This is a genomic window from Aurantimonas endophytica (assembly GCF_014196845.1).
In the GTDB taxonomy this organism is placed as follows: Bacteria; Pseudomonadota; Alphaproteobacteria; order Rhizobiales; family Rhizobiaceae; genus Aurantimonas; species Aurantimonas endophytica.
In genome coordinates this window covers 369,420-382,697 of record NZ_JACIEM010000002.1, presented here as the reverse complement: position 1 = coordinate 382,697, position 13,278 = coordinate 369,420, and the positions used below count along the sequence as shown (strand labels likewise).

The 13,278-nt window shown below is 67.0% G+C and carries 12 protein-coding genes; 8 read left to right on the top strand and 4 right to left on the bottom strand.

Annotation, left to right across the window (positions count from 1 at the left end; genetic code table 11):
• Positions 1–20 precede the first annotated feature (20 nt).
• From groL to GGR03_RS09495, 6 genes are all read left to right on the top strand, one after another.
• Positions 21–1,673, top strand: a complete 1,653-nt coding sequence (gene groL, locus GGR03_RS09520; protein WP_183207395.1) for a chaperonin GroEL — start codon at positions 21–23, stop codon at positions 1,671–1,673.
• Between the two features lie 230 nt (positions 1,674–1,903).
• Entirely contained in the window at positions 1,904–2,674 is a 771-nt protein-coding gene (locus GGR03_RS09515; protein WP_183207394.1) for a sulfite exporter TauE/SafE family protein, read from the top strand.
• 95 nt (positions 2,675–2,769) lie between these two features.
• Positions 2,770–2,952, top strand: coding sequence for a CsbD family protein (locus GGR03_RS09510; protein ID WP_183207393.1), 183 nt, complete (start codon positions 2,770–2,772; stop codon positions 2,950–2,952).
• 260 nt (positions 2,953–3,212) lie between these two features.
• Positions 3,213–3,671 carry a (2Fe-2S)-binding protein gene (locus tag GGR03_RS09505; RefSeq protein WP_183207392.1) on the top strand — a complete coding sequence of 153 codons (459 nt, stop codon included), beginning with the start codon at positions 3,213–3,215 and terminating at the stop codon, positions 3,669–3,671.
• Between the two features lie 3 nt (positions 3,672–3,674).
• Complete coding sequence (locus GGR03_RS09500; RefSeq protein WP_183207391.1) at positions 3,675–5,834, top strand: xanthine dehydrogenase family protein molybdopterin-binding subunit; 2,160 nt, start codon at positions 3,675–3,677, stop codon at positions 5,832–5,834.
• Between the two features lie 17 nt (positions 5,835–5,851).
• Entirely contained in the window at positions 5,852–6,547 is a 696-nt protein-coding gene (locus tag GGR03_RS09495) for an Isoquinoline 1-oxidoreductase subunit (protein WP_252920182.1), read from the top strand.
• 73 nt (positions 6,548–6,620) lie between these two features.
• On the opposite strand, the gene GGR03_RS09490 is transcribed toward GGR03_RS09495, so the two are convergent.
• A complete protein-coding gene (locus tag GGR03_RS09490) occupies positions 6,621–6,917 on the bottom strand; it encodes a hypothetical protein (RefSeq protein WP_183207390.1) in 297 nt (98 codons plus the stop codon).
• Between the two features lie 344 nt (positions 6,918–7,261).
• Here GGR03_RS09490 and fumC point away from each other — a divergent pair, with 344 nt between their 5' ends.
• A complete protein-coding gene (gene fumC, locus GGR03_RS09485; RefSeq protein WP_183207389.1) occupies positions 7,262–8,653 on the top strand; it encodes a class II fumarate hydratase in 1,392 nt (463 codons plus the stop codon).
• 181 nt (positions 8,654–8,834) lie between these two features.
• The gene (locus tag GGR03_RS09480; RefSeq protein ID WP_183207388.1) at positions 8,835–9,215 is read left to right on the top strand and encodes a DoxX family protein; all 381 of its coding nucleotides are present in this window, start codon (positions 8,835–8,837) and stop codon (positions 9,213–9,215) included.
• Positions 9,216–9,237: 22 nt separating this feature from the next.
• Here the strand turns inward: GGR03_RS09480 and hisG are convergent, their stop codons facing one another.
• Genes hisG through hisS form a run of 3 tightly spaced genes read right to left on the bottom strand, consistent with a single transcriptional unit; the run spans position 9,238 to position 12,633 of the window.
• Positions 9,238–9,930, bottom strand: a complete 693-nt coding sequence (gene hisG, locus GGR03_RS09475) for an ATP phosphoribosyltransferase (RefSeq protein ID WP_183207387.1) — start codon at positions 9,928–9,930, stop codon at positions 9,238–9,240.
• Complete coding sequence (locus GGR03_RS09470; protein ID WP_252920181.1) at positions 9,927–11,063, bottom strand: ATP phosphoribosyltransferase regulatory subunit; 1,137 nt, start codon at positions 11,061–11,063, stop codon at positions 9,927–9,929. Before GGR03_RS09470 ends, hisG begins: the two co-directional genes overlap by 4 nt.
• A 4-nt stretch (positions 11,064–11,067) precedes the next feature.
• Positions 11,068–12,633 (bottom strand): histidine--tRNA ligase, encoded by a 1,566-nt coding sequence (gene hisS / locus GGR03_RS09465; protein ID WP_183207385.1) that lies wholly within the window; start codon positions 12,631–12,633, stop codon positions 11,068–11,070.
• Positions 12,634–13,278 lie beyond the last annotated feature (645 nt).

The following is a 13,278-nucleotide window of genomic DNA, read 5'->3' as shown; positions in this document are numbered from 1 at the left end:
CGCCCGGGAGAATAAAGACCATGGCAGCTAAAGAAGTAAAATTCGGCCGCGACGCGCGTGAGCGCATGCTGCGCGGCGTCGACATCCTCGCCGACGCGGTGAAGGTGACCCTCGGCCCGAAGGGCCGTAACGTCGTCATCGACAAGTCCTTCGGCGCGCCCCGCATCACCAAGGACGGCGTCACCGTCGCCAAGGAGATCGAGCTCGAGGACAAGTTCGAGAACATGGGCGCCCAGATGGTGCGCGAAGTGGCCTCGAAGACCAACGACAAGGCCGGCGACGGCACCACGACCGCCACGGTTCTGGCCCAGGCGATCGTTCGCGAAGGCGGCAAGGCCGTCGCAGCGGGCATGAACCCGATGGACGTCAAGCGCGGCATCGACATGGCCGTCCTGAAGGTCGTCGAGGCGCTGGCCGCCGCGGCCCGCAAGATCGAGACCTCCGACGAAGTCGCACAGGTCGGCACGATCTCGGCCAATGGCGAGCGCGAAATCGGCGAGATGATCGCTTCGGCGATGCAGAAGGTCGGCAACGAGGGTGTCATCACCGTCGAGGAAGCCAAGACCGCCGAGACCGAGCTCGAAGTCGTCGAGGGCATGCAGTTCGATCGCGGCTACCTGTCGCCGTACTTCGTGACCAACGCCGAGAAGATGGTCGCCGAGCTCGAGGATGCCTACATCCTCCTGCACGAGAAGAAGCTGTCGAACCTGCAGGCGCTGCTGCCGGTGCTCGAGCAGGTCGTCCAGTCGGGCAAGCCGCTGGTCATCATCGCCGAGGACGTCGAAGGCGAGGCCCTGGCCACGCTCGTCGTCAACAAGCTGCGTGGCGGCCTGAAGATCGCTGCCGTCAAAGCACCGGGCTTCGGCGATCGCCGCAAGGCCATGCTCGAGGACATCGCCGTCCTCACCGGCGGCCAGGTCATCTCCGAGGATCTCGGCATCAAGCTTGAGAACGTCACCCTGGACATGCTCGGCCGCGCCAAGAAGGTCTCGATCACCAAGGAAAACACCACCGTCGTCGACGGCGCCGGTGAGTCCGAGCAGATCAAGGCCCGTGTCGGCCAGATCAAGGCGCAGATCGAGGAGACCACCTCGGACTACGACCGCGAGAAGCTCCAGGAGCGCCTGGCCAAGCTCGCTGGCGGCGTCGCGGTCATCCGCGTCGGCGGTGCGACCGAGGTCGAGGTCAAGGAAAAGAAGGATCGCGTCGACGACGCCCTCAACGCGACCCGTGCGGCCGTCGAAGAAGGCATCGTTGCCGGCGGCGGCGTGGCTCTGCTGCGCGCTTCCAACGCGCTGACGATCACGGGCAACAACCAGGACCAGGAAGCCGGCATCACCATCGTGCGCCGCGCTCTTCAGGCTCCGCTCCGCCAGATCGTCACCAACGCCGGTGCCGAGGGTTCGATCATCGTCGGCAAGATCCTCGACAACGATAGCGTCACGTTCGGCTACAACGCCGCGACCGGCGAGTACGGCGACATGATCCAGATGGGCATCGTCGATCCGGTCAAGGTCGTGCGTTCGGCTCTCGAGGACGCGGCATCGGTCGCAGGCCTCCTGGTCACCACCGAAGCCATGATCTCCGAGGCTCCGAAGAAGGAGTCGGCCGGCGGCGGCATGCCGGGCGGCATGGGCGGCGGCATGGGCGGCATGGGCGGCATGGACTTCTAAAGTCCGACCGACCGGTCCATCCGGACTATCGAAAGGGGCTCGGCATTCGCCGGGCCCCTTTTTTGTCGGGCAACGCCGTCGCCGCGTTTTGGCGCTGCAGAAATTCCCGGCTCCGGCAGTGGATGACAACGCACAGCGCGTGTCGCTTGCGGGGCTCCGGCAGGATGTTCCTTCCTGTCCCGCAAGCGGGAATCGCCTACTGTGGCGCGTCACCAACTGCCGGGTATCTCATGGACGATTTTCTTCTGTTTCTCGCGGTCGGCGCCCTCGCCCAGCTCGTCGACGGCGCCCTCGGCATGGCCTACGGCGTCGTCTCGTCGACGGTCTTGCTGTCCTTCGGCGTTGCGCCTGCCGCCGCCTCGGCCTCGGTCCATGCCGCCGAGCTGTTCACCACCGCCGCTTCCGGCACAGCGCATCTCGTCCACCGCAATATCGACTGGACGCTGTTCTGGCGGCTGGTGCCGTTCGGCGTGTTGGGCGGGGTCACCGGCGCCTACATCCTGACCGGGCTCTCCGGCGATGTCGTCCGTCCCTATGTCGCCGCCTATCTGGGCGTGATCGGCCTGTATCTGCTGTCGCGTTCGTTCCGGAAGTTCCCGAGCCGGCCGGTGTCACGGCGCACCGTCGCGCCATTGGCCGCCTGCGGCGGCTTCCTCGATGCCATCGGCGGAGGCGGTTGGGGACCGATCGTCACCTCCGGCCTGCTCGGTGCCGGTGGGGCGCCGCGCTTTGTGATCGGCAGCGTCAATGCGGCGGAATTCCTGATCACCCTGTCGGTGTCGCTCACGTTCGTGTTCGCCCTTGCCACCGGCCACTGGGAAGAGGCGGGCGACCTGCGGGTCCACGGCCTTGCCGTCCTCGGCCTCATCGTTGGCGGTGTCGTGGCTGCACCCTTTGCGGGTTACATCGTGCGTCACGTGTCGGAAACGATCCTGCTGCGCGCCGTCGGTATCCTCGTATGCGGCCTGGCGGTGACCCAGATCGTCGGATTGCTTTGGTAAGCCTTCGGTCTGTTTGCCGGAACCATAAGTCGGAAGAACCGTTTATCCGCCTACAAGCCAGGCAGCTATGCCGGCATCGGACAAGGAGTGATCCCATGGTCGACAAGAACGAAATCAAGGGCGGCGCCAAGGAATTCGGCGGCAAGATCAAGGAAGCCGCGGGCCGTGCAGTCGGCAACGAGCGGCTTGAGGCCGAAGGCGAAGTCGATCAGGTCGAAGGCAAGACCCAGAAGAACTACGGCAAGGTCAAGGACGCGGTCAAAGACCAGATCAGCTAACCCCGACCTACCGACATGCATGCGGGCCGTCCCCTTCCGGGGGCGGCCTTTTTTCGTGGCCGGCAATGGATGTCTCCCGACTCGCCGGCGAGCGCGGCGCCAAACCCGGCCTGCGAGACAGCAAGCCTGCCTTACGCATGGCAGCAACGGGCTTTGAAGCCATTGCTGTTTTTCGGACATCGGCTAGACTGGAACAAATCCAATCACAGCGGACGCGCCTTGCGGCGACATTCCCTGCAGCCGACCGAAAGGGGGCTCCCGTGGTCACATTCACGCTCAACGGCCAGGAAAAGACGTTCGACGGCGATCCCGACACCCCGTTGCTCTGGGTCATTCGAGACGCGGAACGCCTGACCGGCACCAAATACGGCTGCGGCATCGCCCAGTGCGGCGCCTGCACCGTGCATCTCGACGGGATGACCCTGCGCTCTTGCGTGACCCCGATCTCCACGGTCGACGGGTCCAGCGTGACCACGATCGAGGGTCTGGAAGGTCCGGAGGCCGAGGCCGTGCAGGCGGCCTGGCGGGCGATCGACGTGCCGCAATGCGGCTATTGCCAGTCCGGCCAGATCATGTCCGCCGTCTCGCTGCTGCAGTTCAATCCGAAGCCGACGGATGAAGACATCGACGGCGCGATGACAGGCAATATCTGCCGCTGCGCGACCTATGTCCGCATCCGGCAGGCGATCCACGACGCCGCCGACACGCTGGAGGGCTGAGCCATGGGCATTCAGAACATCAAGGTCTCCCGGCGCAGCTTCCTGGCCGGTACCGGGCTCGTCATCGGCGTGGCGCTGGCGACGAGGTCGCTCGCGGCGAGCGCCCTGCTCAAGGGCACGCCGGCCGATGCCGTGGGTCCGGTGCAGAACCTCAACGCCTTCGTGCGCGTCGCGACGGATGGCACTGTGACCATCCTGTCGAAGCACATCGAGTTTGGCCAGGGCCCCTATACCGGCCTCGCCACGATCGTCGCCGAAGAGCTCGATGCCGACTGGGGCCAGATGCGCGCTGCCGCGGCGCCAGCCGACGACGAGATCTACAAGAACCTCGCCTTTGGCCTACAGGGCACCGGCGGCTCAACCGCCATCGCCAACTCATGGGAGCAGATGCGCGTCGCCGGCGCGACGGCGCGGGCCATGCTGGTCGCGGCGGCGGCTGAGATGTGGGACGTGCCCGCCGGCGAGATCACTGTCTCGAAGGGCCGCGTCAGCCACGCCGCCAGCGGCCGGGAAACCGGCTTCGGCGAACTCGCCGACAAGGCCGCCACGATGGAGCCGCCCGCCAACCCGGCACTGAAGGACCCGAAGGACTTCGTCCTGATCGGCAAGGACCGGCCGAAGCTCGACACGCCGGCCAAGACTGACGGCACGGCGATCTTCACCCTCGACGTCCTCGCCGACGACATGCTGATCGCCATGGTCGCGCATCCGGAGCATTTCGGCGCCACGGTGAAGAGCTACGACGACAGCGCCGCCCGTCAGGTCGCCGGCGTCGTCGACGTCAAGCGGGTGCCTCAAGGCATCGCGATCTATGCCGAGAACACCTTCGCGGCGCTGAAGGGCCGCGCGGCACTGACCATCGAATGGGACCTCGCCGCCGCGGAATCGCGCTCGAGCGAGGAAATCTACGACGACTACCGCCGGCTGATCGGCGGCGAACTGCTGGGCGCGACCGACAATGGCGACGTCGAGGCGGCGCTGTCCGGTGACGGCATCACCCGACTGGAATCGGAGCTGGTGTTCCCGTTCCTTGCCCACGCCCCGATGGAGCCGCTCGACGCCGTGCTGGTCCGCGCCGATGACGGCTCGATCGACTGCTATACCGGCTCGCAGTTCCCGGGCCAGGACAAGGCGGCGATCGCCGAGACCTGCGGGGTCGATCCCGCCATGGTGCGCATCCACACGCAGCTCGCCGGCGGCAGCTTCGGCCGGCGCGCGCAGTTTGGCTCGCCCTACATGCGGGAAGCGGCGGCGGTGTTCGCGGCCTCCGGCATGAACCGCCCGATCAAGCACATGTGGACCCGCGAGGACGACATTCGCGGCGGCTTCTACCGGCCGATCTACGTCCATTCGCTGAAGGGGGCGATCGACGCGGAGGGCAACATCGTCGCCTGGGACCAGGTGATCGCCGGCCAGTCGATCATGAAGAAGACCGAGCTCGACGACACGACCGTCGAGGGCGCGTCGGACCTTCCCTACACCATCCCCAATCTCAGGGTGCGCGCCCACCAGACCGAGCTGCAGGTGCCCGCCCTTTGGTGGCGCTCGGTGGGGCATACCCATACCGGCTTTGCCGTCGAGACCTTCATCGACGAGCTGCTTGAGCGCGGCGGCAAGGACGCGGTCGACGGCCGGCTGGCGCTGTTGTCGGAACATCCGCGCCATACGGGCGTGCTGAAGCGGGTCGCCGAACTCGCCGACTGGGGCTCGCCGGTCCCCGACGGGCGTCAGCGTGGCGTTGCGGTCCACAAGAGCTTCAATACCTACGTCGCCGAGATCGCCGAGGTTTCGATCGGCGCCGACGGTGGGCCGCGCGTCCACAAGGTATGGTGCGCGGTGGATTGCGGGGTCGCGGTCAACCCGAACGTGATCCGGGCGCAGATGGAAGGCGGCATCGGCTACGGCCTCGGCGCCGTCTTGTTCGACCAGATCACGCTCGGGGATGGCGGCAAGATCATGCAGTCGAACTTCCACGACTATCGCTCGCTGCGGATCGACGAGATGCCTGAGGTCGAGGTGGCGATCATCGAGTCCAGCGAGCCGCCTACCGGAGTGGGCGAGCCGGGCGTGCCCCCGATCGGGCCGGCTGTGGCCAATGCCTGGCGTCGCCTGACCGGCCAGCCCGTTCGCCGCCTGCCGATCGTCGGCGGCCTCACGTCGTGAACAACAGGACCAGACTCGTGACGTCACAGACAATCCTTGCCGGTCGCCTGACCGGCATCGCGCTCGCGTTCGGCCTCGCGGTGGCGGCATCAGCCGTCGCGCAGGAGCGCGCGCCCGGCGCGCCCGAACCGTCGACGCCTGCGGTATCGACACAGCCGCAGGGCGAGCAGTCGCTGCGCCCAGTGTCCGATTTCGATAACATCGCCGACGAGGCGGCGCGGTCGGTGGCGATCTTCGAGGAGACCGGCAAGGTGCTCCTGCATCCGCGCTGCGTGAACTGCCACCCGGCGGGCAACCGGCCGCTGCAGGGCCTGGACATGCATCCACATCAGCCGCCGGTGGTGCGGGGCGAGGCGAATTTCGGCGCCGTCGGCATGCAGTGCAACACCTGCCACGGGCCGGAGAATGTCGGGCTCGTCGCCCAGGCCGAGGGCATCCAGTCGATCCCCGGCAACCCGAACTGGCACCTCGCCCCGATCGAGATGGCCTGGGAAGGCCGCTCGCTCGGCGAGATCTGCGAACAGATCAAGGATGTCGACCGCAATGGCGGCAAGTCGCTCGCCGAGCTGGTCGAGCACATGGCCTCGGACGATCTGGTCGGCTGGGGCTGGGAGCCGGGTGCCGGCCGAGAGAAGGTACCGGGCACGCAGGAAGAGTTCGGCGCCCTCTACGAAGCCTGGGCAGCCACCGGCGCCCATTGCCCGGCGGGATGATTCGTCCCGCCTGACATGAGCCGCCGCGGCGGCGGCTCATGTGTTGCGGCTTCCGCCGCTTCCCCTGCCCCGGCTAGCGGTTGTCGACCTCCAGCGCTTCCGTGTCGCGCGTGATCACCATGTCGTCGATCGCCAGCATGTCGCCGTCCTCGGCAAGGAAATCATGGCCGCGGCCGGCGACCCGCACCGCGCAGCCTTCCGGGCAGGGCTCGGTCACCGACGTGCCGGCCTCCACCGGATGCATCACCTCGTCTGCTCCCTTGTCGAACGTCACCTGCCTCGTGTCGTCGTCGCGGTTGTGCACGGTCACCGCCAACGCCGGCGCCACCGAAAGTATAATTGCCGCACCTGCTGCTACGATCCGCTTCATTCCTTGACCTCCCTTTATTTTTCTCGACCCACAACAGACAATATCCCGTTGGCCGCCGGCTGACCCAGTCGCCGCGTCAAGATCCGTTGTTCTGTTGGCGAGTGGAAACTGTGGACGCGTTGATCGTAACTGAAGAGGCGGACCGGTCACATCGGCTCAAAACTGATTTATCAGTAACGCAGACATTTCATCTTCCCGCACCGCACAGCAGGTCTGGCTTGATCGACCGGCGGGCGTTTCCCGGCGTCCTCCAGCCCTTGCGGGGGTTCCGATTCCACGCGAAGCGGAATAGTTATCCCCGGCCGGCCGCCTTTGCCGCGGCCGCGACAGATTTGGAGGTGGGCATGAGCCAGACACGGCGCGAGACTGATTCCATCGGCGCGATCGACGTTGCCGCGGACCGCTACTGGGGGGCGCAGACCGAGCGCTCGCGGAACAATTTCCGGATCGGCGGCGATCGCCAGCCGATGCCGCTGATCACCGCCCTGGCGCTGGTCAAGAAGGCTGCTGCCCGGGTCAACACGTCCATGGGCCGACTCGACGGCGCGGTCGCCGATGCGATCGAGAAGGCCGCCGACGAGATCATCGCCGGCCAGCTCGACGACCACTTTCCGCTGGTCGTCTGGCAGACCGGCTCCGGCACCCAGACCAACATGAACGTCAACGAGGTGATCTCCAACCGGGCGATCGAGATGCTCGGCGGGACGATGGGCTCGAAACAGCCGATCCACCCGAATGACCACGTCAACATGAGCCAGTCGTCGAACGACGTGTTCCCGACCGCCATGCATGTCGCGACGGTGCTCGAAACGCGGAAGCTGCTGCTGCCGGCGCTCGACCGGCTGCATCGTTCGCTCGATGCCAAGGCGAAGGAATACGCCCACATCATCAAGATCGGCCGCACCCATACGCAGGATGCGACGCCGGTGACGCTGGGCCAGGAATTCTCCGGCTATGCGGCGGCGCTGCAGCTGTCGAAGAAGCGGATCGCCGACGCGCTGGACGGCGTCTACGCGCTCGCCCAGGGCGGTACCGCCGTCGGCACCGGGCTGAATGCGCCGGAAGGCTTCGACGTCGCCGTCGCGGCGGAGATCGCCACGCTCACCGGCGAGCCGTTCCGCACCGCCGAGAACAAGTTCGAGGCGCTGGCCTCGCATGGGGCGCTGACGTTCTTCCACGGTTCGCTGAACACGCTCGCTGCCGACCTGATGAAGATCGCCAACGACATCCGCTTCCTCGGATCCGGCCCGCGCTCGGGCTTCGGGGAGCTCAACCTGCCCGCCAACGAGCCGGGCTCCTCGATCATGCCGGGCAAGGTCAATCCGACCCAGGCCGAAGCACTGACCATGGTCGCCACGCAGATCTTCGGCCACGAAACCACGGTGACGGTCGCCGCATCCCAAGGCCATTTCGAGCTCAACGTCTTCAAGCCGGTGATCGCCAAGGCGGTGCTCACGTCGATCCGCCTGCTCGCCGACGGCATGGAAAGTTTTGCCGAGAACTGCGTCGACGGGATCGAGGCCAACGAGCCGCGGATCAAGAGCCTGATGGAGCAGTCGCTGATGCTGGTCACGGCGCTCGCCCCGAGCATCGGCTACGACAAGGCCGCCCATATCGCCAAGACGGCACACAAGAACGGCACGACCCTGCGCGACGAGTCGATCGCCTCGGGCCACGTGTCGGGCGAGGACTACGACCGCATCGTCGACCCAGCGGCGATGATCCGGCCGGGCTGACGGCACATGTTTGCGGCAGGTGGCGGCGCGCAGTGCCGTCACCCTTCCGATCTCGATTGTATCGATTTCAGTTGACAATTCGTCGGCTGTCGCGCCGGCTGCATTTCGCCCAAAGACCGTTTATTTTGCCGTCTGTCGAAACGAAGGGGTCTTTTGCCCCTCGGGCAATCGGAGACTTCGCATGAACCCTCATCTCATCCTTGCCGGCCGGGTTCTACTCTCGGTCATCTTCATCGTCAGCGGCTTCGGCAAGCTGGTCGGCGCCGCGGGCTTCTCGGGCTATCTCGCCAGCCTCGGCTTCCCCGCGCCGCTGGTCATGGCTTACCTGGTCGGTGCCTTCGAGCTGTTTGGCGGGCTCGCCATCCTCGCCGGCTATCAGGTTCGGGTCGTCGCCATCGCGCTGGCGCTGTTCTGCGTGGCGACCGGCGTCATCGCGCATCTCGGCGAGCAGAGCGCGCTGCTCAAGAACATCGCGCTCGCCGGTGGCTTCCTCGTCCTCGCCGGCTCCGGCGCCGGGGCGCTGGCCGTCGACAAGACCAAGCGCGAAAGCCGCTACGCCTGATCGAACGGCGCGGTGCCCGCCTTTAGCGGAACCGCGCCGCGAACCTCTCGGCCAGCGCCGCGTCCTCAGGGTCGCGGCGCCCGACCAGCGAGCGCACCAGGCACGCCTGTGACCGCAGGATCAACCCGTCCGACAATATCCGCAGATGGTTCGCCGTCAGGGTCGAACCGGTAGACGTGATGTCGACGATGATGTCCGCAGAGCCGGCGGCCGGCGCGCCTTCGGTGGCGCCGAGGCTTTCCACGATACGATAGCTCTGGATGCCGTGGCGGCGGGTGAAGAAGCTCTGCGTCAGCCGCCAGTATTTCGTCGCGACCCGCAGCCGCCTGCCATGGCGCGTGCGCCAGGAGCCCGCGACGTCGCCGAGATCCTCCATGGTCTCGACATCCAGCCAGGCATCGGGGACGGCGACCACCACGTCGGCCTGGCCGAAGCCGAGCCGCGCGACGATCTCCACTGCGTCCTGCGGCTCCGTCATGGTCTCGCGGATCAGGTCTTCGCCGGTAATGCCGAAATCGATCGCACCGTCGCGGAGCTCCCGCGCGATCTCCGAGGCCGACAAGAGCAGCACCTCGAGCCCAGGCGCACCGGTCACCACGGTCCGGTAGCTGCGCTCGTCGGCGGCCGGCGCGACGTCGATGCCGCCCTGCGCCAGTGCCGCCAGCGCTTTTTCCTTCAGCCTGCCCTTGGACGGGATCGCCAGCGTCACGCTCATCGCGCATCCCCCGTGAGCGCATCGCCGATCCGGTCGAGCCACAGCGAGAAGCCGACGGCCGGAATCGGTTCGGCGGCGCCGAGCATCGTCATCATCCGGTCGTAGCGGCCGCCGCCAGCGAGCGGCTGGTCGGAGCCGTGCGCCCGGACCTCGAAGACCAGCCCCGTATAATAGTCGATGGGCCGGCCGAAGGCGGCCCGATAGCGGACGGATTTGAGGTCGACGTCTGCGGCGAGCAGCGCCAGGTTGCGCGTCTCGAAGACGGTCAGCGCCCGGCCGAGATCGAGCCCGGCCTCTTCCGCCAGCGCCCGCAGCCGATCGGCGGCTTCCGCCAGCGGGCAATCGACCGCAAGAAAGCGCCGCAGCAGGCCGAGCGAGGCCTCGCTCAGCCGCGCTTCGGCGACTGCGACCTTTTCGATCAGCCGTGCGGCGATCTCGCCGGGGGAGCGCCCGGCATGCGTCGGCAGACCCGCTTCGTCCATGCGGCGGCGGATCGCCCGAGTCAGCGCGCCCTCCTCCCGCTGGCGCGCCAGATCCAGCATGTCGGGTTCGACGTTCTCGAGCTTTGCCGCGCCGCCGCTCGCCAGCGCCTTCAGCGCCGCCTCCAGCTGGTCGTCATGGCCGAAGGTTCGGATCAGCCGCCGCTGCCAGCCTTCCGGCAGGCCGAGCGCGCGCAGGAACGCCTCGAACAGGCCCTGGTCGCCGAGAACGATGTCCTGCGCCGCGGCCTCGACGCCGCAGGCCGCCAGGCCCGCCAGCGCGTCGGCAAGCGCCCGGGCATCCGCCGTCGCGCGGTTCTCCTCGCCGAGATCCTCGATCCCGGCCTGGAAGAACTCCGCCGGCCCGCCCGTGCGCTGGCGGAAGACCAGGCCGAGATAGGAATAGCGGCGCGGCAGCTGCTGGGCCCTGGCGACATGGTCGCGGCAGACCGGCACAGTGAAATCCGGCCGCAGGCAAAGATTTTCGCCGGCCTCGCCGCGGGTCATGAAGATGCGGCGGCGGAAGGCCTCCCCGGCCGTGTCGAGATAGGGCTCGGCCGGCTGGATGATCGGCACGCGCACGCGCTCCGTCCCGCGCGCGGCGAAGAGCGCGCCCAGCGCCGTCTCGAACGGGATCGCGGCGGTGTCGCTCACCGTCTCAGGCCTGCCCTGCGTGGCGGGCGAGGATAGCGCGCACGGCCGCGACCATGTCCGCCTCGTCGACCAGTTCCTGGCCGGCGCGGGCCTCGCGCCATTCGGCATTGTCCTCGATCGTCTCGGCGATCTTCTTGCCCTCGATCAGGTCCTTGACCTGGACCTTGCCGGCCGCCTTCTCGTCGCCGCCCTGGATGATCACCACCGGGGCGTTGCGGCGGTCGGCATATTGCAGCTGCTTGCCGAATTGCTTCGGATTGCCCTGGAACACCTCGACCGGCACCGGCTCGGCGGTCGGGTTGCCGTCCGCGTCGGTGTTCAGCGCGGCGCGCAGTTTCGCGGCCATCGCCTGGTAGTCCGCCATGCGGTCGCGGTCCATGACGGTGACGACCACCGGGCCGGGCCGCTCGGCGGCCTCCAGCCGGCCGAGATTCTTCAGCGCCGTCATCAGCCGCGAGACGCCGATGGAAAAGCCCGTCGCCGGCACCGGCTGGCTCATGAAGCGCGACACCAGCCCGTCATAGCGCCCGCCACCACCGACCGACCCGAACTGCACCTTCTGGCCCTTCTCGTTGACCACGTCGAACAGCAGCTCCGCCTCGAAGACCGGGCCGGTGTAGTATTCGAGGCCGCGGACGACGGAGGGATCGATACGAACGCGGCCGTCGTCGTAGCCAGCGGCAGCGACCATCGAATTGATGTCGTTCAGCTCATCTGCGCCTGTATCCGAGACGCCCGCAGCGATCAGCGCGTCCTTCAAGTTGGCCACGGTCAGCGCATCATTTGCTGAGCTCTTCGCGCCGGAGTTGGGCTCATTCCAACCAATGATGTTTAGCAGAGTCGTGATCTGCTCATCATCCAAACCGGCGCCAGGTGTATGATCGCCTGACTCGTCTCGCCGGCCTTTCACGCTCAATAGCGCCACCACACCATCGACGCCGAACTTGTCGAGCTTGTCGAGCGCCCGCAGCACCGTTAGGCGTTTTCCAACATTCTCCTCGCCGCCGAGGTCGACCGCCTCCAGAACCGCGTCCAGCACCTTGCGGTTGTTGACCCGGATCACGTACTGGCCGCGCGGAATCCCCAGCGCCTCCATCGTGTCGGCCATCATCATCGCCATCTCGGCATCGGCCGAGACGTTCGGCGCGCCGACGATGTCGGCGTCGAACTGCATGAACTGGCGGAAGCGGCCCGGCCCCGGCTTCTCGTTGCGGAAGACATGGCCGACACGGTAGCTGCGATAGGGCTTGGGCAGGGTCTCGTAATTCTCCGCGACATAGCGGGCGAGCGGCGCGGTGAGGTCGTAGCGGAGCGACATCCACGCCTCGTCGTCGTCCATCAGCGAGAACACGCCCTCGTTCGGCCGGTCGGCATCGGGCAGGAATTTTCCGAGCGCGTCGGTATATTCGAACATCGGCGTTTCGACCGGCTCGAAGCCATAGGTCTCGTAGACCCGGCGGATCGTCGCCAGCATCGCATCCTGGGCGCGCAGATCGGCCGCGTCGCGATCGACAAAACCTCGCGGCAGCCGTGCGTTGACCCTGGTCGGTTTCTTCTTCTTGTCGGCCATGATTGCATTCCGGAGGAGGTTCGACGGGCGCCAGAGGCCGCGTCCCTGCGGCGTTCCCCTACCGCGTGCTCCGGTTTTCGGCAAGGCAAGGGGGTGTGGGGGGGCGGGTCGGCCCCGACACCCAACAAGGTCGTCATCCTCGGGCCCCGTCCCGAGGATCCAGGCCTCGACGGTGCAGCCGCCGCTTCGGGAGAGAGTAGCAGAGGGACGCCAAGCAGGCGTTCTGCGCGGTGAACGGCAGCTTGGACGATTTGGAATGGGTCCCCGGGTCAAGCCCGGGGATGACGACGGGAGGAAGGGCGAGGGCAATCGCCGGCGTTCAAGTGCAAAGCCAGAACCGGAGGGCGCGCTTGGGCGAATGGAGCACCGGGGTCCTGTCGGTCCGCAGCATCCTCGAAGAGTATCGCGCATCGTGGCATCGAAGGAGGTGACCGCACCGCCCTCGACGACAAGGGCGCCAACATCCAACAAGGTCGTGGACAATCTTAGATGAGCGTGCGGAGCAGATAAGTTACGGCCGACAAGGCCAATCCCCGCCAGTCCCGCCCGCTGCCCGACGCGGCGCTCTGGGGCGCTGCGCCGGGCTATCCTAACCGCCACGAAGGCAAGCCAGGAACAGCACGGCTAAAGATGTAATCCCCACCC

Bases quoted from the DNA above. Each gene is read 5' to 3' on its own strand.
- groL (WP_183207395.1), top strand. From the start codon at position 21: ATGGCAGCTAAAGAAGTAAAATTCGGCCGCGACGCGCGTGAGCGCATG.
- GGR03_RS09515 (WP_183207394.1), top strand. From the start codon at position 1,904: ATGGACGATTTTCTTCTGTTTCTCGCGGTCGGCGCCCTCGCCCAGCTC.
- GGR03_RS09510 (WP_183207393.1), top strand. From the start codon at position 2,770: ATGGTCGACAAGAACGAAATCAAGGGCGGCGCCAAGGAATTCGGCGGC.
- GGR03_RS09500 (WP_183207391.1), top strand. From the start codon at position 3,675: ATGGGCATTCAGAACATCAAGGTCTCCCGGCGCAGCTTCCTGGCCGGT.
- GGR03_RS09490 (WP_183207390.1), bottom strand. From the start codon at position 6,917: ATGAAGCGGATCGTAGCAGCAGGTGCGGCAATTATACTTTCGGTGGCG.
- fumC (WP_183207389.1), top strand. From the start codon at position 7,262: ATGAGCCAGACACGGCGCGAGACTGATTCCATCGGCGCGATCGACGTT.
- GGR03_RS09480 (WP_183207388.1), top strand. From the start codon at position 8,835: ATGAACCCTCATCTCATCCTTGCCGGCCGGGTTCTACTCTCGGTCATC.
- hisG (WP_183207387.1), bottom strand. From the start codon at position 9,930: ATGAGCGTGACGCTGGCGATCCCGTCCAAGGGCAGGCTGAAGGAAAAA.
- hisS (WP_183207385.1), bottom strand. From the start codon at position 12,633: ATGGCCGACAAGAAGAAGAAACCGACCAGGGTCAACGCACGGCTGCCG.